Annotated in this window: 17 protein-coding genes and 1 riboswitch; of the genes, 9 read left to right on the top strand and 8 right to left on the bottom strand. The window is 71.9% G+C overall.

Annotated elements, in window-relative coordinates:
- Positions 1-30: 30 nt before the first annotated feature.
- Positions 31-1,182 (bottom strand): ATP-binding protein, encoded by a 1,152-nt coding sequence (locus tag IPT68_RS22010; protein WP_189700978.1) that lies wholly within the window; start codon positions 1,180-1,182, stop codon positions 31-33.
- Positions 1,183-1,315: 133 nt separating this feature from the next.
- Between IPT68_RS22010 and IPT68_RS22005 the strand changes: the two genes are divergently transcribed.
- Positions 1,316-2,671, top strand: a complete 1,356-nt coding sequence (locus tag IPT68_RS22005; RefSeq protein ID WP_189700979.1) for an SWIM zinc finger family protein — start codon at positions 1,316-1,318, stop codon at positions 2,669-2,671.
- 169 nt (positions 2,672-2,840) lie between these two features.
- A complete protein-coding gene (locus IPT68_RS22000; protein WP_373300720.1) occupies positions 2,841-4,499 on the top strand; it encodes a DUF5691 domain-containing protein in 1,659 nt (552 codons plus the stop codon).
- A 628-nt stretch (positions 4,500-5,127) separates the two neighbouring features.
- On the opposite strand, the gene IPT68_RS21995 is transcribed toward IPT68_RS22000, so the two are convergent.
- The gene (locus tag IPT68_RS21995; RefSeq protein WP_189700614.1) at positions 5,128-5,544 is read right to left on the bottom strand and encodes a cobalamin B12-binding domain-containing protein; all 417 of its coding nucleotides are present in this window, start codon (positions 5,542-5,544) and stop codon (positions 5,128-5,130) included.
- Between the two features lie 647 nt (positions 5,545-6,191).
- Here IPT68_RS21995 and IPT68_RS21990 point away from each other — a divergent pair.
- A complete protein-coding gene (locus IPT68_RS21990) occupies positions 6,192-7,085 on the top strand; it encodes a lipase family alpha/beta hydrolase (RefSeq protein WP_189700498.1) in 894 nt (297 codons plus the stop codon).
- A gap of 300 nt (positions 7,086-7,385) precedes the next feature.
- Entirely contained in the window at positions 7,386-9,029 is a 1,644-nt protein-coding gene (locus IPT68_RS21985; RefSeq protein ID WP_228039801.1) for a M23 family metallopeptidase, read from the top strand.
- A gap of 106 nt (positions 9,030-9,135) precedes the next feature.
- Here the strand turns inward: IPT68_RS21985 and pcrA are convergent, their stop codons facing one another.
- Positions 9,136-11,610, bottom strand: coding sequence for a DNA helicase PcrA (gene pcrA, locus IPT68_RS21980; protein WP_189700500.1), 2,475 nt, complete (start codon positions 11,608-11,610; stop codon positions 9,136-9,138).
- Positions 11,611-11,920: 310 nt separating this feature from the next.
- A riboswitch (cyclic di-AMP (ydaO/yuaA leader) is annotated at positions 11,921-12,086 on the top strand.
- Between the two features lie 8 nt (positions 12,087-12,094).
- On the opposite strand from pcrA, the gene IPT68_RS21975 reads away from it, so the two are divergent.
- Positions 12,095-13,300, top strand: coding sequence for a C40 family peptidase (locus tag IPT68_RS21975; protein WP_189700501.1), 1,206 nt, complete (start codon positions 12,095-12,097; stop codon positions 13,298-13,300).
- 77 nt (positions 13,301-13,377) lie between these two features.
- Here IPT68_RS21975 and IPT68_RS21970 read toward each other — a convergent pair whose 3' ends face one another.
- Positions 13,378-13,731: a hypothetical protein gene (locus tag IPT68_RS21970; protein WP_189700502.1), complete on the bottom strand. Its 354-nt coding sequence runs from the start codon at positions 13,729-13,731 to the stop codon at positions 13,378-13,380.
- 543 nt (positions 13,732-14,274) lie between these two features.
- Between IPT68_RS21970 and IPT68_RS21965 the strand changes: the two genes are divergently transcribed.
- On the top strand, positions 14,275-15,342 hold the full coding sequence (locus tag IPT68_RS21965) for a C40 family peptidase (RefSeq protein ID WP_189700503.1): 1,068 nt from the start codon (positions 14,275-14,277) through the stop codon (positions 15,340-15,342).
- Positions 15,343-15,352: 10 nt separating this feature from the next.
- Here IPT68_RS21965 and IPT68_RS21960 read toward each other — a convergent pair whose 3' ends face one another.
- A complete protein-coding gene (locus tag IPT68_RS21960; RefSeq protein WP_189700504.1) occupies positions 15,353-16,099 on the bottom strand; it encodes a LuxR C-terminal-related transcriptional regulator in 747 nt (248 codons plus the stop codon).
- Positions 16,096-17,430 (bottom strand): ATP-binding protein, encoded by a 1,335-nt coding sequence (locus IPT68_RS21955; RefSeq protein ID WP_189700505.1) that lies wholly within the window; start codon positions 17,428-17,430, stop codon positions 16,096-16,098. Before IPT68_RS21955 ends, IPT68_RS21960 begins: the two co-directional genes overlap by 4 nt.
- Positions 17,431-17,573: 143 nt before the next feature.
- On the opposite strand from IPT68_RS21955, the gene IPT68_RS21950 reads away from it, so the two are divergent.
- Complete coding sequence (locus IPT68_RS21950; protein WP_189700506.1) at positions 17,574-19,097, top strand: PspC domain-containing protein; 1,524 nt, start codon at positions 17,574-17,576, stop codon at positions 19,095-19,097.
- Complete coding sequence (locus tag IPT68_RS21945; RefSeq protein ID WP_189700507.1) at positions 19,084-19,305, top strand: hypothetical protein; 222 nt, start codon at positions 19,084-19,086, stop codon at positions 19,303-19,305. Before IPT68_RS21950 ends, IPT68_RS21945 begins: the two co-directional genes overlap by 14 nt.
- 25 nt (positions 19,306-19,330) lie before the next feature.
- Here the strand turns inward: IPT68_RS21945 and IPT68_RS21940 are convergent, their stop codons facing one another.
- A complete protein-coding gene (locus tag IPT68_RS21940; protein WP_189700508.1) occupies positions 19,331-19,864 on the bottom strand; it encodes a DoxX family membrane protein in 534 nt (177 codons plus the stop codon).
- Positions 19,865-20,058: 194 nt separating this feature from the next.
- Complete coding sequence (locus tag IPT68_RS21935; RefSeq protein ID WP_189700509.1) at positions 20,059-21,354, bottom strand: hypothetical protein; 1,296 nt, start codon at positions 21,352-21,354, stop codon at positions 20,059-20,061.
- 234 nt (positions 21,355-21,588) lie between these two features.
- Between IPT68_RS21935 and IPT68_RS21930 the strand changes: the two genes are divergently transcribed.
- Positions 21,589-22,482, top strand: coding sequence for a DUF4429 domain-containing protein (locus tag IPT68_RS21930; RefSeq protein WP_189700510.1), 894 nt, complete (start codon positions 21,589-21,591; stop codon positions 22,480-22,482).
- Positions 22,483-22,570 lie beyond the last annotated feature (88 nt).

Raw genomic sequence — 22,570 nt, 5'->3', positions numbered from 1 at the left:
CCGCGACCTCTGCGTCCCACCCGTCGATGCTCATGCGCTGACCTCCCGGCAGGCCCGGTAGAAGTCCTTCCAGCCGTCCCGCTCCCGGACGACCGCCTCCAGGTACTCCTGCCAGACGACCCGGTCCGCCGCAGGATCCCGCACGACCGCGCCGAGGATGCCCGCGGCGACATCGCTCGGCCGCAGCACGCCGTCGCCGAAGTGGGCGGCGAGCGCGAGACCGTTGGTGACGACGGAGATCGCCTCTGCGGTGGACAAGGTGCCGCTGGGCGACTTCACCTTCGTACGGCCGTCCGCGGTGATCCCGTCCCGCAGCTCACGGAACACGGTCACCACCCGGCGGATCTCGTCGACGCCGTCGGGCACCGCCGGCAGGTCGAGGGATCGGCCGATCTGGTCGACGCGGCGCGAGACGATGTCGACCTCCGCCTCGACGCTGTCCGGCAGCGGCAGCACCACGGTGTTGAAGCGGCGGCGCAGCGCGCTGGACAGGTCGTTCACCCCGCGGTCACGGTCGTTGGCCGTGGCGATCAGGTTGAAGCCGCGGACGGCCTGCACCTCCTGGCCCAGCTCCGGTATCGGCAGCGTCTTCTCGGACAGGATCGTGATGAGCGTGTCCTGCACGTCGGCCGGGATTCGCGTCAGTTCCTCCACCCGGGCCGTCATGCCCTCGGCCATGGCCCGCATGACGGGACTGGGTACCAGGGCGTCACGGCTGGGGCCGTGGGCGAGCAGCTGCGCGTAGTTCCAGCCGTAGCGGATCGCCTCCTCGGGTGTGCCGGCGGTGCCCTGCACCAGCAGCGTCGAGTCTCCGCTGACCGCCGCGGCCAGGTGTTCGGACACCCATGTCTTGGCGGTACCGGGCACGCCGAGCAGCAGCAGGGCGCGGTCGGTGGCCAGCGTGGTGACGGCGACCTCGACGATGCGGCGCGGTCCCACGTACTTCGGTGTGATCACCGTGCCGTCGGGCAGGGTACCGCCCAGCAGGTAGGTCGCGACGGCCCACGGCGACAGCTTCCAGCGGGCCGGGCGTGGCCGGTCGTCCTGTGCTGCCAGCGCGGCGAGTTCGTCCGCGAAGGCGTCCTCGGCGTGCGGCCGCAGCGCCTCCGCTTCGTGCGCGGACGTGTTCTCGGTCAGCTCCGACGTCGATTCCACGGACGTCGGTTCCACGGACACAGGCATGGCTGAGTCCCCCTCCAGCTCGGCCGGTTCGGATCTGCCATCCACGTTGCACCACACCACTGACAATCCGTTCTGACCTGCGCAAACGCGCTCGCCGGGTCGATTGTCAGTGGGGGGATCTACCTTCGATGGCATGACTCAGCAGGGGGTGCGCTGGACTGCGGACCAGGTGCTGGCGCTGGCGCCTGACGCCGCGTCACGCAAAGCGGGAAGCAAGCTCGGAGCGGCGGGGCCGTGGTCCGAGACGGGGAGTTCCGACGAGGGGGCGGTATGGGGACTGTGCAAGGGAAGTGGCAGCAAGCCGTATCAGACGATCGTCCACATCGCGGACGCCACCGGCCCGGCGTACAAGTGCAGTTGTCCGAGCCGCAAGTTCCCGTGCAAGCACGCGCTCGGGCTGCTGCTGCTCTGGTCGGGCGACGACGGCGCGGTGCCGCGGGGCGAGGCGCCGGACTGGGTCGAGCAGTGGACGGCGGGCAGACGGCAGCGTGCCGCGGAGAAGCGGACGCCCGGCGCGGCGGGTTCACCGGCCGCAGCCGCTGATCCGGAGGCGGCACGGCGTCGTGCGGAGCGCCGGGCCGAGCGGATCACGGCGGGTGCGACCGAGTTGGAGCAGCGCCTGGCGGATCTCCTGCGTGGCGGCCTGGCCGCGGCCGAGAAGGCGGGGTACGGGCTGTGGGAGGAGACGGCGGCCCGGATGGTCGACGCCCAGGCGCCCGGGCTGGCCGCACGGGTGCGCGAGTTGGGTGCGATCCCGGCGTCCGGGCCGGGCTGGCCGGTGCGGCTGCTGGAGGAGTGCGCGCTGCTCCACCTCCTCGACCAGGGCTGGCTGCGCCGCGACGGGTTGCCGGAGAGCCTCGCGGAGACGGTCCGTTCCCGCATCGGCCTGCCCACCTCTGCCGACGGCCCTCCGGTGCGCGACCGGTGGCTGGTCCTCGCCCAGTACGACACGGCGGACACTCGGCTGACGACGCGTCGGATCTGGTTGTACGGCGCGGACTCCGACCGCACCGTCCTTCTCCTTTCCTACGGTGCCGCCGGCCGGGCTCCGGAGCTGGCCCTGCCGGTCGGCCTGACCCTGGAGGCGGAGGTGTCCGCGTACCCGGGCGCGGGCCAGGCGCGTGCGGCCCTGGGTGAACAGTTCGCGCCGCCCGCCCCGGCGGCGATACGGCCCCCGGGCACGACGACGACGCGGGCCGCCGCCCGCTACGGCGAGGCACTGCGCGCCGACCCGTGGCTCGACTCCGTCCCCGTGACGCTGGACCGGGTCATACCGACCCCGGACGGCGACTCCTGGCAGCTGGCCGACGCCGACGAGGACGCGGCGCTGCCCCTCACTCCGGCCGCCCGCTCCCGCCCGGGCCTCTGGCGCCTCGTCGCCCTGTCGGGCGGTGCGCCCGTCACGGTCTTCGGCGAGTGCGGCCACCAGGGCTTCACGCCGCTGACGGCCTGGCCGCAAGGAACGGGCACGCCGGTGGCACTGTGCTGACCCGCAGGTCACGACCGCGCGTCCCGGACGGCCGGCGGCCCGGCGCGCGGCGGCGACGCCCTGGACGCAGGACTCTCGTGAAGCGAAGACTCCCGTGAAGCCTGAGGACTGTCACAAACCGAAGGACTTCCACGAACCCGAGGACTCTCGTGCAGCCGAAAGGACCGTCGTGAACAGGACGATCATCCCTGTGGACCCGCCTGCACCGGGCGCGCCCACCGCCAACGCCCAAGCGGGCGCCACCGCCTGGGAGGACCTGGTCACCACCGCCCTGCTCGGCACGGACCGGCGCACTCCACCCCCCTCGGTCGGCACACCCGGCCGGGAAGCACCGGTGGCCCTGCTGGACGCCGCCGCCGCGGAGACCGTACGACGCCGGGCCGGCCTGCGCCCCGCACGCCCCGCGTCCCGCCCCGAGCCGGCCCCCGAGGACCCGCGCCCGCCTCTCCCCGCCGCGGCGGCCCGCAGACTCGCCCTGCTGCTGGCCGACCGCCCCGGCGCGTCCGGTGGTGGCCGCAGAGGCACGGCACCGGATCTCATGGAGCTGCTGCCCCAGTGGCTCGCGCTGGCCAACACCCGCAACTACGCGCCACCACCGGAGGCGCTGCCCGCTCTGCTGGACGCGGCCCGCGGCCGTACGGACCTCCGCCCAGCAGCCCTGGCCTTCGCGGGTCCGCGCGCCCTGTGGCTGGCCCGCCTCAACCCGGACTGGCGGTTCGCCCTGCGCGCGACCCCGGGCGGTGGCACGAGGCTGCCGCACCTCGAGGACACGGAGAAGGTGCAACAGCTCTGGCAGGAGGGCCTCTTCGCGGAGCGCGTGTCGCTCCTGGCCGCACTCCGCGCCCAGGCGCCCACCACCGCACGGGACCTGCTCGCATCGACCTGGGCGACGGAGCGGGCAGAGGACCGTCTGATGTTCCTCGACTCCCTCCGCACGAACCTCACCGCCGAGGACGAGCCGTTCCTGGAGCAGGCCCTCGCCGACCGGAGCCGCAACGTACGGGCCACCGCGGCCGAACTGCTCTCGGCGCTGCCCGGCTCGGCGCTGGCCGCGCGGATGGCGGTCCGGGCCGGCGCGTGCGTGGCCGTGGACCACACCCGGGACACTCCCACGATCACCGTCGAGGCGCCGCACGAGTGCGACGCGAGCATGGAGCGGGACGGCGTGGTCGCCAAGGCGCCGGCCGGACGCGGTGAACGTTCCTGGTGGCTTGGCCAGCTGGTGGAAGCGGCGCCCCTGGCGACCTGGCGGACCCGGCTGGGTGGCCGTACGCCGCAGGAGATCGTGGCCCTGCCGGTGGCCGACGACTGGCAGGCCGAACTGCACGCGGCCTGGTGCCGGGCGGCGGTCAGACAGCGCGACGCCGACTGGTCCCGCGCCCTCCTCGGCACGCCCTCCGACCCCGAGGCCGGCGGTCCCGGCGCGGTGTCGCTGGCCGAGCGGGCCAAGCTGCTGGACACGCTCGGTGCGCAGGAGCGCGCCGACTGGGTCGCGGGGTTCATCGCCACGCACGGACTGTCCGAGGCGTTCCAGCTGCTCGGGGTCTGTGCGGTGCCGTGGTCCGCGCCACTCGGACGCGCGGTGGTCGATGCACTCAACATCGCGCGGGACGCAGGGAGTTACCCATGGAGCTTCAGTGGGGTGATGGGCCTGGCCGAACGCTGCCTCGACCCGTCCGAGGCCCAGCGCCTCGACGGCCTCCTGGCGATACCCGAGGAACCGGAGAACGCCTCACCAGGAGCGGGCGGCTACTGGGCCGAGGCGTTCCAGCGCCTGGTCACGACCCTGCGCCTGCGAGCGACCATGACCGAGGAGCTCACCCCGTAGAAGCGAAGCACGACACCGGTCTCCACCTGCCCACACACGGAGGCGAGCCCTCAGAAAAGCGGACTGCACCCAGCGGTGACCTGCCCACGCCCGGAAGCAGGCACCCCGGGAGTCACCTGCCCAGTGTCAGAGACGGGCACCATCCGGGCCCGCCCCGCCCACTCGCGGCAGCGGGCACCACCCGGGACACCTGCCCACACACGGAAGCGGACACCACCGGGATCACCCGTCTGGCCGAAGAGCACTCACCACACCGGGATCACCCCTCTGGCCCAACAGCACTCACCACACCGGGATCACCCCTCTGGCCCAACAGCACTCACCACACCGGGATCATCCCTCTGGCCCAACAGCACTCACCACACCGGGCTCCTTGCCCAACGCCTGATGCCGAGCACCACGCCGAAGCGGGCCCGCCCCGCCCACTCGCGGCAGCGGGCACCACCCGGGACACCTGCCCACACACGGAAGCGGACACCACCGGGATCACCCGTCTGGCCGAAGAGCACTCACCACACCGGGATCACCGGTCTGGCCCAACAGCACTCACCACACCGGGCTCCTTGCCCAACGCCTGATGCCGAGCACCACGCCGAAGCGGGCCCGCCCCGGCGCGGGAGCGGAGGACTCAGGCCCCGGCCGGCTGCCGCACGTTCGCGCGCACCCACTCGACGATGGACGTGGTCGTCGCCCCGGGCGTGAAGATCTCGGCGACACCCTTTTCCTTCAGCGGAGCGATGTCCCCTTCGGGAATGATGCCGCCGCCGAAGACCAGGATGTCCTCCGCGTCGCGCTCCTTGAGCAGGTCGATCACGGCGGCGAAGAGCGTGTTGTGCGCCCCGGACAGGATCGACAGCCCGATGGCGTCGGCGTCCTCCTGGATCGCCGTGTCGACGATCTGCTCGGGCGTCTGGTGGAGCCCCGTGTAGATGACCTCCATACCGGCGTCCCGCAGCGCACGTGCGATCACCTTCGCCCCGCGATCGTGGCCGTCGAGGCCCGGCTTGGCCACCACCACGCGGATCGGACCGGCTGCCACACCCATCACTGCCTCCATGAAGCGATTACATCCATCCGTACCGACAAGTACCGCACAGATCCCTCATGCCCGTACGCGTGGCGCGCCACCCGCACCCACCGGTCACCGCACGCTCGCCGTGCCGCACACCACCGAGGAAGTGAACGAACGTTATCCCCAGCGGGCCGCAACCGGCAGTTTTACAGTGTGGACCGAGGGGGAAATCACATAGTGGGACACATTCGAACGCGCGGAGTTCGGAAGAACCCGCGCAACGGGAGCCGCACCGAGGGCCCCACCTCCGCGTCGCGGGCCATGCGCCGCGGGCGGTGAGGCGTATCGACGCAGGTACGAAGGGCATCAACGGCACATAGCGCAGGGACTACATTCCGTCACCGACACCCCACCAGCCTCACAGCGCACACGAGGCGTCACGCACCGGTACAAGCCCGCACAACAGCAGACAGGCGGCACGGACCACACACCGCGCGCATCCCGCACCAGCCTTTGCACCACCTGGCACCTCGCACCACCCGCACGACCCCGCACCCCGCGCAGCCCGCTCCACCCAGCGCCCCGCCCCACCCTTCGCGCCCCGTCGACCCTCCACTGCGACTCCCACGGGCGCACACGACGGACAGAGCCGTCCACCGTGTGCCGACGGGAGGTCGGCCATGAAGGTCACGCAGGTCACAAGGGCACTGCTGCCCTTCCCTCCGCTCTACAGGGCGCTGCTCCCGATCCCGGGCAGCCTCGCGGGACTCTCCCTGGCGCTTCTCAAAGCCACCGCCCTGGAGATCGCCATCCTGGCCGGACACCTGATCCTCTACCCCTCCGGGATCATCCAGGAGCGTCGTGCGCCGACTCAGCGGCTCCCCGTCCACGAGGGCGCCACCCAGCTCCCCACGGAGGACAAGCCCCCGGTCGTCCTGCTGCACGGCTTCATCGACAACCGCTCGGTCTTCCTCTTCCTGCGCCGCTCCCTGGCCCAGCACGGCAGGGACCAGGTCGTCTCCCTCAACTACTCCCCGCTGACCTGCGACATCCGTACGGCCGCCAAGCTGCTCGACCGGCACATAGAGGAGATCTGCGAGCGAACGGACAGCGATCGGGTCGACATCGTGGGCCACAGCCTCGGCGGACTCATCGCCCGGTACTACGTGCAGCGACTCGCCGGTGACAGCCGCGTCCGCACCCTCGTCACGCTCGGTACACCCCACTCTGGCACCCGTGTCGCGCCGCTGGCGAACGCGCACCCCATAGTGCGCCAGATGCGCCCCGGCTCCGCCGTCATGGAGGAACTCGCGCAGCCCGCCCCCGGCTGCCGCACCCGTTTCGTGAGCTTCTGGAGCGACCTCGACCACCTGATGGACCCACTGGAGGCCGCCTGTCTGGAGCACCCGGACCTGTGGGCACAGAACGTCAGGGTGAGCGGCATAGGCCACCTGGCGCTTCCGGTGCACACCGCCGTCGCGTCCCGGATACGGCAGGCCCTCGACGGCACCTACCACGGCACCACGGATGGTGACCAGCCCGCCACGCACGACGGCGGCCTCACCGTGGCCTGACAACTTCCCGTCGGCCGCCGCCCGATCACCCACGCGTCACTCGACGACCCCGGCCGGACATCCCCCGGTCACCTGCGCGTACCGGGGGCGCACAGCCAACTTGCCGCCCCGGAGCAGCCGTCGGCTTCGAACGTTCTTCGAACACAAACCCAAGGCCGCGCCCGCAGTCCCCCGAAACACGGCCGAATGCCCGTTTCCTGTGCGCGCGAAACCTGCAGAAGATTGTCGTGCCCGCGTACCGCCGGGTACAGTCGCCGCACTGCTCTGCCAGCCCCTGTTGTCGAGGCGAAAGAGAAGTTGGTGAACGACCGTCACCCGTCGGGGACCGTAACCACCCCGACTCCGGCTTCCGAAGCCGCCTCGGCGCACTACGCGCCGTACGGCACCACGGAAGCCCAGTACGGCGACTTCACCACATACGCGGGCTACCCCGCCAACGGATTCGACACCGGCGGCCACGCCACCGCGACCGCCCCGACCGCCACCACGACCTTCGAGGCCGACCCCCTCTTCGGCGATATCGCGGGCAGCGGTCACGGCACCGGCGGGTACGACGCCACCCAGTGGTCCACCGGCAGTCATCACAACGTCAACCACGACCCGTACGCGGCCCAGCACCACGCCGCCTACGACACCGGCGCGTACGACACGACCACCTGGACCGCAGGCCACCAGCAGCTTCCTCTCATTCCGCCGCAGGCCGGTTCGGTGGACGCCAGCGGCCAGTGGGACGCGAGCGCGTGGCTCCAGCCCGAGCAGGGCGGCCCGGCCGACCGGACCCAGCAGTGGGACTGGGGCACGCAGGCCTTCGACACCGGCGCGTACGACGCCACGCAGTGGAACTCCGACGGGGGGCAGGGCGCCGGCCGGACCCCCGACGAGTACGAGCAGCAGAACACCGAGACGCTTCATCAGCAGACCGTGTCGTTCCCCCATCAGGCCGGGGCCTACGACCAGCAGGCCGGGGAATTCGCCCCGCACACCGGTGAGTTCACGCAGCACGGCAACGACTTCGCCCAGCCCGCCGTGCCCTTCGACCAGCAGGCGACCGCGACGTTCGAGCAGGTCGACTCCGGCGAAGCCGGACACGGCGGCGACGAGTCGGACGCCACGGACGAGTCGCCCGCCGAGGCGCCTCTCCTCCTCGACGACCAGGAGGAGGTCACCCCCGCGCCGGCCGGCCGCGCGGCCGGTCGCGGCGGGGCCCGGTCCCGTCGCCGTACGCCCGCCAAGCGCTCCGCTCTGCTGACCGTCGCAGTGCCCTCCGCCTGTGTGATGGGCGTGGCCGGGATCGCCGCCGCTTCCGTCGGCCCCTTCTCCGGTGACGACCAGCAGGACACCTCGGCGACGGCCGCGGACGCGCCGGCGGTGAAACCATCCGCCGCGAACAACCAGCTCGACACCCAGCTGGAGAGCCTCACCGCGGAGGCGGACGACTTCGGCGACCGGGTCAGCCGTACTCAGGAGCGCATCGACCTCAAGGCGCAGCAGGAGGCCGAGCGGAAGCGGGCGGCCGAGGAGGCGGCCCGCAAGGAGCGGCTGCGCCCGAAGTTCGCGCTGCCGGTCGCTGACCCCAGTATCAGCGCCTACTACGGCCAGGCCGGCATCAACTGGATGTCCGTGCACACCGGCATCGACTTCCCGGTCTCGTACGGCACGACGGTGGTGGCCGCGACGGACGGCACGGTCCGCACGCAGTGGAACAGCGCGTACGGCAACATGATGATCGTGACGGCGATGGACGGCACGGAGACCTGGTACTGCCACCTCTCCACCTACCAGGTGGCCTCCGGTACGACCGTCAAGGCCGGCGACCCGATCGCGTACTCCGGCAACTCCGGCAACTCGACCGGTCCGCACCTGCACTTCGAGGTCCGTCCCGGCGGCGGCGCGGCGGTCGACCCGCTGTCCTGGCTGCGCAGCCACGGACTCGACCCGTCGTAGCCCGCTTCCGACCAGGTGGGCGAAGGCCCCTCAGCGGACCCCCGACCCCGGCCCCCCGTTTTGTTTTCCGCGGTCCTGCAAGAGGGCCCGGACCGGTCCCGTACCGCTAGAGCTTCTCCACCGGCGCGTACCGCAGCAGCAGCCGCTTGGGCTTCGCGTCGCCGAAGTCGATGGTCGCTTCCGCGTTAGCGCCCGTGCCCTTCACCGCCATGACGGTGCCGAGCCCGAACTGGTCGTGTGTCACCCGGTCCCCGACCGCCAGCCCGACCACCGGCTGTTCGGTCGTCCGCCGCGTGGCGAACCCGGACGCGCCCGACGCCGAGGAGCGCGAACGGGACGAGGACAGGGACGCCGCCACGCCCGAGACCGGGCCCGCGGGGGCCGCCGGGGCGCCCGTCCGCTTCCAGTCCACGTGCGCCGCCGGGATCTCCTCCAGGAACCGGGACGGCGGGTTGTACTGCGGCTGCCCCCAGGCGCTGCGCATCACCGACCGCGTGAGGTACAGCCGCTCCCGGGCGCGGGTGATGCCGACGTACGCCAGGCGGCGCTCCTCCTCCAGCTCCTTCGTCTGGCCGAGGGCACGCATGTGCGGGAAGACGCCGTCCTCCATGCCGGTGAGGAAGACGACCGGGAACTCCAGGCCCTTGGCGGTGTGCAGGGTCATCAGGGTGATGACGCCGTCGCCGTCCTCCTCGTCCGGGATCTGGTCGGAGTCGGCGACCAGCGCGACCTGCTCCAGGAAGTCGGCCAGCGTGCCCGCCTCGCCCTCACCTCGCTCCTGCTCGAACTCCAGGGCGACGGCGGCGAGTTCCTGAAGGTTCTCGATCCGGGTCTCGTCCTGCGGGTCGGTGGAGGCCTGCAACTCGGCGAGGTAGCCGGTGCGTTCGAGCACGGCTTCCAGGATCGTCGCCGGTCCGGCGCCGGACTCGACGATCGTGCGGAGGTCCTCCATCAGCGTGTTGAACCGCTTCACGGCGTTCGTCGACCGCGCGGCCATGCCGTACGCCTCGTCGACCCGCTTCAGCGCCTGCGGGAAGCTGATCTTCTCGCGCTGGGAGAGGGCGTCGATCATCGCCTCGGCGCGGTCTCCGATGCCCCGCTTGGGCACGTTGAGGATGCGGCGCAGCGGCACCGAGTCCTCCGGGTTGGCCAGCACCCGCAGGTAGGCCAGGACGTCCCGGACCTCCTTGCGCTCGTAGAAGCGGACGCCGCCGACGACCTTGTAGGGCAGGCCGACGCGGATGAAGATCTCCTCGAAGACACGGGACTGGGCGTTGGTGCGGTAGAACACGGCGACGTCGCCGGCCTTCGCCTCGCCGGCGTCCGTGAGGCGGTCTATCTCGTCGGCGACGAACTGCGCCTCGTCGTGCTCGGTGTCGGCGGCATAGCCGGTGATGCGCGCGCCCGCGCCCGCGTTCGTCCACAGGTTCTTGGGGCGACGGGACTCGTTGCGCTCGATGACGGCGTTGGCCGCGGAGAGGATCGTCTGGGTGGAGCGGTAGTTCTGCTCCAGCAGGATCGTCGTCGCGTCCGGGTAGTCCTCCTCGAACTGGAGGATGTTGCGGATCGTCGCGCCGCGGAAGGCGTAGATGGACTGGTCGGCGTCACCCACCACGCACAGCTCGGCGGGCGGCAGGTCGTCCTCGCCGGGCGGTACGTCCTCGTCGTGCGCGCCGGTGCCGACGAGCTCGCGGACGAGGGCGTACTGGGCGTGGTTGGTGTCCTGGTACTCGTCGACGAGGACGTGCCGGAAGCGGCGGCGGTAGTGCTCGGCGACGTCCGGGAACGCGCGGAGCAGGTTGACCGTCGTCATGATCAGGTCGTCGAAGTCGAGGGCGTTCGCCTCGCGCAGGCGTGACTGGTACAGCGCGTACGCCTGGGCGAGGGTCTTCTCGAAGCCGTCGGCGGCCTGGGCGGCGAAGTCCTCCTCGTCGATCAGCTCGTTCTTCAGGTTGCTGATCTTGGCGCTGAAGGACTTGGGCGGGAAGCGCTTGGGGTCGAGGTCCAGGTCGCGGCAGACCAGGGACATCAGGCGCTTGCTGTCGGCTGCGTCGTAGATCGAGAAGGACGAGGTGAAGCCGAGCCTCTTGGACTCGCGGCGCAGGATGCGCACGCACGCGCTGTGGAAGGTCATCACCCACATGGCGTTCGCGCGCGGGCCGACGAGCTGCTCGACGCGCTCCTTCATCTCGCCCGCGGCTTTGTTGGTGAAGGTGATCGCGAGGATCTGGCCCGGGTGCACCCCCCGCTCGGCGAGGAGGTGGGCGATGCGGTGGGTGAGGACCCGCGTCTTGCCGGAGCCGGCGCCGGCCACGATGAGCAGGGGGGAGCCGGAGTGGACGACAGCGGCGCGCTGGTTGTCGTTCAGCCCTTCCAGGAGCGCGGCGGCGTCCACGGCGGGGCGATGGGCGCCGTCTCGGTAGTAGGCGTCCCGGTCCCGGGGCACGTCGAACTTCCCGTCGAACAGATCGTCCGGAACCGGCTCCGGAGCGTAATCGTCCTCGGGCGGCGGCGGAGGCTCCTCATGGGCCCGCGGGGCCTGGAGGTCCGCCAGGAAGCTGTCGTCAAAGAGGCTGCTCATCGCTCTCCGAGTCTAGGGTGCCCCACTGACAACCCGCGGCCTCCTCGAGAACATCCCCGGGCCGGGACGCGGAACGAGGTCCCGGAGGGAGACGGGCGTCACAGGCGGGCCACCCGCGGGACGCCCTGCCCCGCCCCCACGCCGACCGGGCACTCACCGTCCGAACACGATCTCACGCGCGCCGTGACGTCTGACCGCAGGTCACGAAAATGTATCGGGCATATCACCCACCAACCTTCACAGGGGCCACACGAGTTGGCTAGCGTGCCGGTCAGGCCGCACGACCCCCACCGGCGAACGTCGCCGGGCCGCGCGGCCTCCGCCGAGTCCGGTGCGCCCAGGCGGCCGGAGCCGGGGACCCAACCGAACCTGGGGTGAATCGGCCGGCTCCCACCCGGAGCGGACCGTAGGGCAACCCTTCCGAACCACCCGCCCGAACCCGACAGCTAACCCGGTAGGCGGCAGATGGAAGGAGTCGCCTCCTTTGGCGTCGCACCGCAAGTCGCGCCCCGCGGGCGCGCGGGTAGCAGGCATACGGACCCCCGCCCTGGCCACCGCTGCCCTGACTTCCGTGGCCCTGCTCTCCCAGACCGCCAACGCCGCACCCTCGGCCGACGACAAGCCGAGCCTGGAAGAGGTCGAGAAGAAGGTCGACGATCTCTACCGCCAGGCGGAGTCGGCGACAGAGAAGTACAACGCGGCCAAGGAGCGGACCGCGAAGCAGCGCAAGCACGTCGACACGCTCCTGGACGACGTCGCCCAGCGCACGCAGAAGCTGAACGAGGCGCGCGAGGAGCTGGGGGCGTACGCCGCCGCCCAGTACCGCACCGGCGCGTCCGTCCCCGACACCGCCACCTTCCTGCTCGCCGACTCCCCGCAGGACTACTTCGACCAGACCCAGCTGATGGGCCGGCTGACCAGCCATCAGAAGAGCGCGGTCGACGAGTACTTCACCGAGCAGTCGGCGACGATGCAGAAGCGCCAGGAGGCCACCGAGAGCCTGGCGACGCTCACCGAGTCGCAGGACGAGCTGCGGACGGCGAAGGCCACCGTCCAGAAGAAGCTCGCCGACGCGCGGGACCTGCTGTCGGAGCTGACCGCCGAGGAGAAGGCCCGCCTCGCGGCGATCGAGAAGGAGAAGCAGGAGGAGGCCGCGCGCAAGGCCGCCGAGCTCGCCCGGCAGCAGGCGGAGGCGGAGGAGCAGCGACGCCAGGAAGCGGCGCAGCAGGAGCAGGAGCTGGCCCAGGAGCAGACGCAGGAGTCGGCCGGCAGCGGTTCGTCGACCACCACCGAGTCCGGTTCCGGCACCTCCGTGTCGGACTCCTCGTACGGCACCAAGGCCGAGAAGGCGCTCGCCTTCGCCCGCGCGCAGATCGGCAAGCCGTACGTGTGGGGTGCCACCGGACCCGACTCCTACGACTGCTCTGGCCTCACGCAGGCCGCGTGGAAGGCCGCCGACGTCAGCCTGCCCCGCACCACCTACGACCAGGTCAACGCCGGCACGACGGTCTCCCTCGCCGCCGCCCAGCCGGGCGACCTGATCTTCTTCTACGACGACGTCACCCACGTCGGCATCTACATCGGCAACGGCATGATGATCCACGCTCCGAAGCCGGGCACGTACGTCCGCGAGGAGTCGGTCTACTACGACGGCGAGTCCTCCATCCACAGCGTCGTCCGCCCGGCCTGACACCGGGCGCCGGGAGGCGAACGACGGGCACGCGCGCGTGCGGCGGTGTGTGCGGCACGCGCGCGTACGGCGGGACGTCAGGTCCAGAGCACGGCGATGAAGACGTTCGCCGTGGTGAGAAGCCCCACCAGGCCGAACATGCCCTTGTCCACCTTTTCGTCGTCCCGTTTCACGTAGACGAGGCCGAGGATCACGATCAGCAGGGCCAGCTTCACACCGATCTTGATGTTGTCGACGGGCTGGTCGTCGGCCTGGTTCAGGCCGACCAGGATCACGCCGGTGACCAGCATGGTCAGCGCGCCGTGCAGCATCGCCGGGACGAATCGCGCGGTGCCGGCCCCCATCGCCTTCATCTGGGTGAGGAAACCACCGAGGAGGGAGGCGATGCCGATGATGTGCAGGCCGACGAAGAGGTGGATGAGTACGTCCATGGCCGGAGCCTAATCAGGAGGTACTGAGGCCCCAGCAGGGGGGTACGGAGACCTTCTGGGGGCGTTCCGGGCCGCCCGGCACCGGGCCGCGGCCACGGGCTGCCCGGAACCTCCCGGTCGAGCACACGGTGACTGCGTACGGGCCGCACGGTGACTGCATATATGCGCGCCATAGCAGCCTCGCGGCCACATCCGCCCAGGAAATCGCCGCATCGGTCATCGCCCTGCGTCAAGGCGACCGCCCCGGACCGGGATCACGGTCACATACGGTCACCCACCGGTCCCCTGCCGCCACTTCCGCACAAGGCGTCACCGCGCCGTCACGCCCGGGCTTAGCGTCCTCCACCAGGTGACCGGCTCCCCACCGCCGCCCTGGCCAAAGGCGGCAGCCGGGCACCACCGCCGAGAAGGTCCGGCGGCGCCCCGCTTCCCCTGCGCGGGGCGCCGCCGGACGCGTCAACCGCCCCGGGCGGTCGTACGTCCACCCGGTGGCCGTACGGACACGGCGGTCGCCCGAGTCGTACGAAAGGACGTGCAGTCCACGTGGCAGCGCACCGCAAGCCCCGACCACGCCCGGCCCACGGCACCAGGGCCCGCACGGCGGCGACGATCGCCCTCGCGGGCGCGGCGACCGCCGCGGGCCTCGACGGGACCGGCCACGCCGAGCCCCAGCTGACGCCGGGGCAGGTCAGGGCCAAGGTGGACAAGCTGTACCAGGAGGCGGAGGTCGCCACCGAGAAGTACAACGGCGCCAAGGAGGAGGCCCAGGCGGCGCAGAAACGGCTGGGGACCCTCCAGGACGAGGCGGCCCGCAAGGAGGACCGGCTCAACTCCGCCCGGCAGGCACTCGGTTCGTACGCCGCCGCCCAGTACCGGGACGGTGGCCTCGACCCCGCCCTGCGGCTCGTCCTCTCCGACGACCCCGACCGGTACCTCGACGGCGCCGCCTTCGCCGAACGCGCCGGCGACCGGCAGGCGGCCGCCGTCTCCCGGGTACGCCGGCAACTGCGGGAGATCGAACAGCTGCGCGGCGCGGCACGCGTCGAACTGGCCTCGCTCCAGTCGCGGCAGGCCGAGCTGAAACGGCACAAGACGACCGTCACCGGCAAGCTGGACGAGGCACGGCGTCTGCTGTCCCGGCTGACGGCCGAGGAGCGGGCGCGGCTCGCGCAGGACGACGGCACCGACCGCGCCTCGCGCGCCTCCACGGCAGGCCGCGACACCCTCCAGGCCCCGGGGCCCGCCACGTCGACGGCCCCCAACTCGCGCGCCGCAGCAGCCGTCTCGTACGCCTACCAGAAGCTCGGCAGTCCCTACGTCTGGGGCGCCACCGGTCCCAACGCCTTCGACTGCTCGGGGCTGATCCAGGCCGCGTACCGCTCCGCCGGGGTCTCCCTGCCCCGCACCACCTACGCCCAGATCGACGCCGGCCGCCGCGTCGCACGCTCCGAACTGCTCCCCGGCGACCTGGTGTTCTTCTACTCCGGCATCAGCCACGTCGGCCTCTACGTCGGCAACGGCCAGATGATCCACGCGCCCAACCCCTCGGCGCCGGTCCGCCTGGCCCCGATCGACGAGATGCCGTTCGCCGGGGCGACCCGGGTGGTGTGACGCCCGGCCCTCACACCAGCCGGCGCGCCGTCGCCCAGCGGGTCAGCTCGTGCCGGTTGGACAGCTGGAGCTTCCTCAGGACCGCCGAGACATGGGACTCGACCGTCTTCACGGAGATGTACAGCTGCTTGGCGATCTCCTTGTACGCATACCCGCGGGCGATGAGCCGCAGCACCTCCCGCTCCCGTTGGGTGAGGCGGTCCAGGTCCTCGTCGACCGGCGGGGCGTCGGTGGAGGCGAAGGCGTCGAGGACGAAGCCGGCCAGCCGCGGGGAGAAGACCGCGTCGCCCTCCTGCACCCGGAAGATCGAGTCGACCAGGTCCGTGCCGGTGATCGTCTTCGTGACGTATCCGCGCGCGCCGCCCCGGATCACGCCGATCACGTCCTCCGCCGCGTCCGAGACGGACAGGGCGAGGAACCGGACCGGCTGCTCGGTGTCGGACATCAACGCGGCGCAGCGGCGCAGCACTTCGACCCCGCCGCCGCCAGGCAGGTGCACGTCGAGGAGGACCACCTCGGGCCGGGTCGCGGTGATGACCGTGACCGCCTGGTCGACGTCCGCGGCCTCGCCGACGACCTCGACGCCGGTCTGCTCGGTCTGGCCGATCTCGGCCTGTACGCCGGTGCGGAACATCCGGTGGTCGTCGACGAGCACCACGCGCACGTGCCGCCGTCCGGCACCGCCGCCCGGCGTCTGCGCGGGCTCGGCCGCCTCGTCCGCTCCCGCCGTCCCGTTCGCCTCGGTCGGGTCGCTCATGACGTCTTCTCCACCCTCTCCATCTCCAGCTCGACCTCCGTGCCGCCGCCCGGCACCGCCCGCAGCCGGGCCGTGCCGCCGTTGCGCTCCATGCGGCCGATGATCGATTCTCTGACGCCCATGCGGTCGGCGGGTATCGAGTCGGGATCGAAGCCGGGACCGCGGTCCCGGACGGACACGAAGACCGTCTTCCCCTCGACCTCCGCGTAGACCTGCACGGCGCCGCCGTCGCCACCGTACTTGGCGGCGTTCACCATCGCCTCGCGCGCGGCCTGCATCTGCGCGCCGATCCTCTCGTCGAGCGGGCAGTCGCCGACCACGACAACCTCTATGGGAACGCCGTGCTTGTCCTCCACCTCCGCGGCGTTGCGCCGGACCGCGTCGGCGAGGGTGGTCGGCTCGTCGGCCTCGTCCTTGCCGGTGCCCTCCGGTTTGTACAGCCAGGTGCGCAGGTCGCGTTCCTGGGCACGGGCGAGGCGACGCACCTCGCCGGGGTTGTCCGCGTTGCGCTGTATCAGCGTCAGGGTGTGCAGCACCGAGTCGTGGACGTGGGCGGCGACCTCCGCGCGCTCCTGGGCGCGGATGCGCATCAGGCGCTCCTCGGAGAGGTCCTGGGTCATACGGACCAGGTACGGGCCGGCGAGGAGCGTTGTCCCGACGAGTACCGCGAGGGCCGCCTGGAGAACCGAGCCGAGGTGCGCGGCGGAGCCCTGGAGCACGAAGACGCCGGTGACACCGGCGGTGACCAGCAGGACGCCGGCCACCGCGCGCAGAAGGGTGAGGGTGCGCTTGCGGCGGCCGACCTCGACCCAGCGGGCCCGGCGGGCGTTGTCCGCCTGGCGCCAGACCAGGGCGACACCGGCGCCGGCCAGTACGGCCGGCAGGAGGTAGGCCTGGGCACCGCGGCCCAGGTTCACATTGCCCACGAAGACCATGGCCACGACGACCATGAGGAGCAGGGCGACGATCTGGCCCTTGTCCGGTTTGCGGGCCACGAGTCTCTTGCGGCCGTCGGGAGAGGTCTCGGTGGTGACCAGGGACGGCGGCTTCTGCGCCTCGACGCCGCCGACGCCGAGCGGCACGAAGAACCAGAAGGCTGCGTACAGCAGCGCACCGAGGCCGTCGGCCGTGAACAGGCCGACGAACACCAGGCGCACCCAGATCACGGGCAGGCCGAGATGCCCGGCGAGCCCCCGCGCCACGCCACCGAGCCAGCGTCCGTCACTGCTGCGGTAGAGCTTGCGCGGCGGCCGCGGCTCGTCGAGTGGCGCTGCTGCGGTTGCGGCTTCCGGCATGCCACTGATGGTCACACGGCGGGCGGGCCGGAGCATCAGGGTCGACCCCCGAGACTCCCCTGATCTTCGACGGGCCGGTCGTTCGAACGCCTCCCCCGCCCCGGCTCAGGGGCGATATCAGGGTCCGGCCAGGGTCGTACCGACTCCCGCGGCGGCTGCTCGCCCGTCACCATGGACTCATGACTGATCACCAGCACGCCGCGGACGCCGTGCCCGACGCGGGCACCGCGTCCGACGCGCCTGCCGCGACCGCCGCAGGTGAGGAACCGCGCGTGCACGAGCGCGCGGGCGCGCCCGGCCGGAGCGCCACCGACGCCGGCGGCGGAGCCGGCGTGCCCGGCGGACCCGGCGGACCCGGCGGACCCGGAACTTTCCCCGGCGGACCGGGAGCGGCCGGCGAGCCCGGAGCACCCGAAGGGGCCGGCGCTCTCGAACCTCCGCACAAGTTCCGGCGGGACCGGCGGCACAAGATGTTCGCCGGGGTGTGTGCCGGACTGGGGCGGCAGTGCGACATGGATCCGGTGATCTTCCGGATCACGCTCGCCGTGCTCTCGGCGACCGGCGGTATCGGTCTCATCTTCTACGGCTTCGCCTGGCTCTTCGTCCCGTACGACAACGACGACGAGAACGAGGTGCGCAAGCTGCTGACCGGCCGTGTCGACGGGCAGGCCCTCACCGCCGTGCTGTTCGCGCTGGTCGGCTGCGGTGTCTTCCTGACGATGCTGAAGAACGGCGGTGTGCTGACCTTCGCCGTCATCCTCTCCCTCCTCCTGGCGGGCGCCGCCTACTGGTCGCAGCGCCGGGGCGCCCCCGACCCCGACCCGCTGGCGGCGCAGGCCGTCGCCGACGCCCCGCCGGAGGCTCAGGCGCCGCCGGTCCCCGCCGCCTACCCCTCCTGGTGGCGGGACCCGATCGTCAAGGACGGCACACACGTCGGCCGCACCGGCTACCTGTGGGGCCCCAGCGACTCCCGGGACCGGGACATCGCGGCGGCCGTCAACATCAGCCTCGACACGGACGCCGGCCCCCAAACCGCCGAAAGCCGGCGCACCGCGCCGCCCAAGCCGCGCGGGCCGCGCTGGACAGGCGGCTGGATCTTCCTGTTCGCGCTGCTGGCCGGGGCCATCGGCACGCGCGTGACCTGGGACGAGCAGCCACTGGGGACCAGCCTGCAGACCGGACTCGCCTGCGCGCTCGTCGTCATCGGGCTCGGCATCGCGGTCAGCTCGCTCCTGGGCCGTACGGGAGCGGGGTCGATCTTCCTGGCCGTCCTCACGGCGGCGCTGCTCGCCGGGGCGGCGGCACTGCCCAAGAACGTCGGCACGGAGTGGATACGCACGACGTGGCGGCCTGCCGCGGTGGCCGACCTGAAGCCGAAATACGATCTCGGCACCGGCGTCGGCACCCTGGACCTGACCCGGCTGAACCCGGCCGAGGGCCAGACGGTGTCCACGGACGCCGAGGTGGGCGTGGGCCGGCTGCGGGTGATCGTGCCGCCGGACGTGACGGTGAAGGCCGACATCGACGTGGGGGTGGGCGACATCCAATTGCCGGGCGAGCAGAAGCAGGACGTGGATGTTCAGCCGGGCAGGTACCGGGAGGTGACGCTGGCTCCGCAGTCGGGTGCGAAGGGCGCCGGCACGGTCGACCTCGATCTCAAGGTGGGCGTCGGTCAGGTGGAGGTGACCCGTGCTGCGTCATGAGTTCCAGCCGGGCAGGCTGGTGGCCGGCGGCGCAGCCGCCGCGACAGGCGTCCTGTACGCGGGCGACGCGGGCGGCAGCTGGGAGGTGCCGTGGTTCGTGGTGCTGCCCCTGATGGTGGGGGGACTGTGTCTGGCCGCCGTGGCCGGGATGCTGGGCCGGGGCATACGCCGCCGCGGCGCCGCACGGCAACACCGGGGCGAGGGCTAGGGTCGCCGGCGAGCGCCCGTGTCCGCTAGCGGTATCCGCCCAGCCGGCCTCGGCGTCGGGAGCGGATCGCCGCGTCGGCGGAGAGGATCGGAGTGCCGGCGAGGACGAGCGGGAGCCAGGCCATCAGGTAGACGAGGTCGTTGCCGTAGTAGTACGGGTCGGCCGCCCAGCTCACGGTGAGCCAGAGGCTGAGGGAGATCAGCGCGCCGCCGAGGGCGGCGAGGCGGCCGAGGAGGCCGAGGAGTATGCCGAGGCCGACGGCGAGTTCACCGAAGGCTATGGCGTTGCCGAAGGCGACGGGGTTCTTCAGGGCGAGGTCGACCAGGGCCGGGACGGCGGCGGAGTCCCGGACGGTGCGCATCATGTCGCCGATGGAGCCGGAACCGGCCTCCTGCATGAACGCGCTGTCGGTGAGCTTGTCCAGTCCGGCGTAGATGAAGGTGATGCCGAGGAAGACCCGGAGGGGAAGGAGGGCGTAGCGGGTGGCGGTGTCCCGCCAGTCGGCATGGCCGCCGTCGTGGTGGACTCTGTGCGTATCCGTTCGAATACTGTGCGTCATCTATGCCAGCCGCCTCTCGCACGCCGTGCAGTGGGCCCTCACAAGACCATACGTACGAAAGGATGCACCCGCTCAGTCATGTACCGGAACGGTTCGGCGAGGCTTCGCAACACCGTGTTCAGGTGTGCTGGTGAGAAGGGGTCAGGTACGACGGGGACGCGTACCGTGACAACCCGATCGGCCTACATCGCCTGTCACTCCGTCACCTCGATGACATACGCGTTCGTCTCGACCCCCGCCGCCGTCACCACCCGCACCTCGACCCGTCCCGGCTCCACCTCCGCCGGTACCGGCACGGTCAGCAGGGTGTCCGTGGGGTTGCTGAAGCCGCCGGTGATCGGGACCAGGGGGACGTGGACATGGACGGGGCCGATGCGGACGACCATGCGGGAGAGGCGGTCGGCGGTGCCGGCGCCCGGAGGGACGAATCCCGTGCCGCGGATCTCGATGTCCTCGCCGGTGCGGATGGGCGCGTCCAGGTCACCGGCCTCGCGGGCGCGGACGACGGAGAGGACGACGGGGCGACCACCCTCGGCGTACTTGCCGGCCAGGTAGGTGGCCGCCGACACCAGCACCACCACAGCGAGCCCCCACGGCAGGTCGGGCAGCTGGTCGGGGCGGCGGGCCAGCCGTACCGCGGCGAACACCAGGGCGACGGCGCTGATCACGACGTACTGGATGTCGGCGAAGGTGCCCCGGCCCGAGTCGTCCGTCAGCAGATCGGCCGCCCTCGGCCGGTCCGCGCGAACCTTCTGCAGCCGTTGCCCGGCGACGCGCAGGCCGACCACGCGCCGTACCAGCACGGCGATTCCGCAGGCGACCGCGAGGACGGTCACCACGCCGGCGCCACGGGCGAGTTCGAGGCCGGCGATCAGCTCGTCGCGCCCGGCGGGCGAGGAGGCGGCCGCCAGTTGTCCCGCCAGCACCAGCACGGCGTAGGCGACGAACAGCACCCACATCGCGGCGACGGCACGGGAGGTCGACAGGCGGTTGTCCTCGCCGACGACCGGGGCCAGTACGCCACCGCGCGCCCGGTGGAAGAAGGACGCCGCCGTCAGGGCCACCGCCACCAGCAGGGCCGCGAGCAGCCCGGCGGTGCGCGCCGCCGTCCAGCCCGAGCCGATCGCCGTCAGCGACTGCGCCAGCAGCAACAGCAGGACCAGCGCCCACACCACGTACGCCGTGCGGCGCCACAGGCGGGACAGCCAGGCCTCGCCCTCGGCGCGGGCGCGTTCGGCGACCGCGGCCGCGGACTGGGTCAACTCGTCGGAGACCCACTGGCGGGAGGCCGACGCGGAGTGGGCGACGGCCGCGGGCAGACCCTGCCCGGCCGCGAACTCGTCCCGCTTCAGCAGGAACTCGGCCACCGCGCGCCGGTGCCCCGTACGGGCACCGTGCGGACAGTCCCCGCAGGTGCAGCCACCGTCGTGAGCGCTTCCGAACGCGCCCGTGCGCACCCGTGCGCCCTGTCTCGCCTCCTGCACCGCCACGCCCGACGCCCGCCTTCCGCGCATCCCCGCGCCCCACTCGTCCGCCCGCTCGTCGGAGAGTCTGGACCTCTCACCGGGGAGCCGGGACCGTTTCCCGGCGGCCCGTACAACTCCCCCGCGATGTCAGCGAATTGTGCCCTACGGCACCCGGTGCGCGTCCGGCAGGTCCGGTCAGCTCTGTCGGCGCGGGTGAACGGGCGGTCGCCGTGTTGACCCGGCTGCGAGAATCCTCGTATGGCCGAGATCTTCCAGCGCGACGGGACCTGGGCCTTCGACGGCAGCACGGTACGCATCACACCGGGGCTGCACCGCTCCGTACCGCTGTTCCGGCAGACGTACGGGCAGGTCGTCGTGCCGCTCGAGGCCGTCGCCGGTGTGGTGTACGAGCCGGACCGCAAGCGCGGGCGACTTGGGCTGCGGCTGCGGGAGGGCGCCGATCCGCTGCTCCAGGCGACCGCCGGCCGGCTGCCCGACGCGGCGGACCCCTACCAACTCGCGGTGGACCTGGACCGTTCCGGGGTCGCCGAGTACCTGGCCGAGGAGATCCGGCAGGCTCTGCTGCTGGACCAGGTCCCCACGGGGCCGACGCAGGGGTATCTGCTGCCGGGGCCTCCGGTCCCGGTGTCGGTGCGGTCCTCCGACGGGACGGTCTCCTTCGACGGTACGCAGGTCAGGATCGACTGGAGCGACATCTCCGACCGCGTCAAGCGCGCGACCGGCCCGCGGATCATCGCCCTCGGCGACCTGGTCCGGGTCGAGTGGCTGCCCAACTCCGGGGCCGGGGACGGTTTCCTGCGCTTCGTCACGCGGGAGACGGCGCATGCGAAGTTGCCGCCCGAGAAGGACCCGTACGCCCTCGACCTGTGGGGCAGCACCCGTCGTGACCTGCTCACGGCCCTGGTCGCCACCGCGGTCACCGCCCGGCTGCCGCATCCCTCGACCCGCACCTTCACCTCCCCCGGCGACCAGACCGGCCACCCGCCGTGCCCCGGCCCCACCGCGCCGCCGGCCGACCATCACGACGTACTCCTGCGTCGGCTGAGGGAGTTGGGCGAGCTTCACCGGGACGGGGTACTCACCGACGAGGAGTTCACGACGGCCAAGGCAGCGGTCCTGCGCGGCTTCTGAACGGACCGACCGCCCAGCGCTCCCCGTCAGGACAGCCGACCCGACCAGCCGACCGGTCACAACGGCCCATCTGACCAGCGCCCACGTC

It is taken from the genome of Streptomyces chromofuscus (assembly GCF_015160875.1).
GTDB classification, from domain to species: Bacteria; Actinomycetota; Actinomycetes; order Streptomycetales; family Streptomycetaceae; genus Streptomyces; species Streptomyces chromofuscus.
The sequence above is the reverse complement of the archived record's forward strand: the minus strand, read 5'-3'. Positions and strand labels throughout refer to the sequence as shown.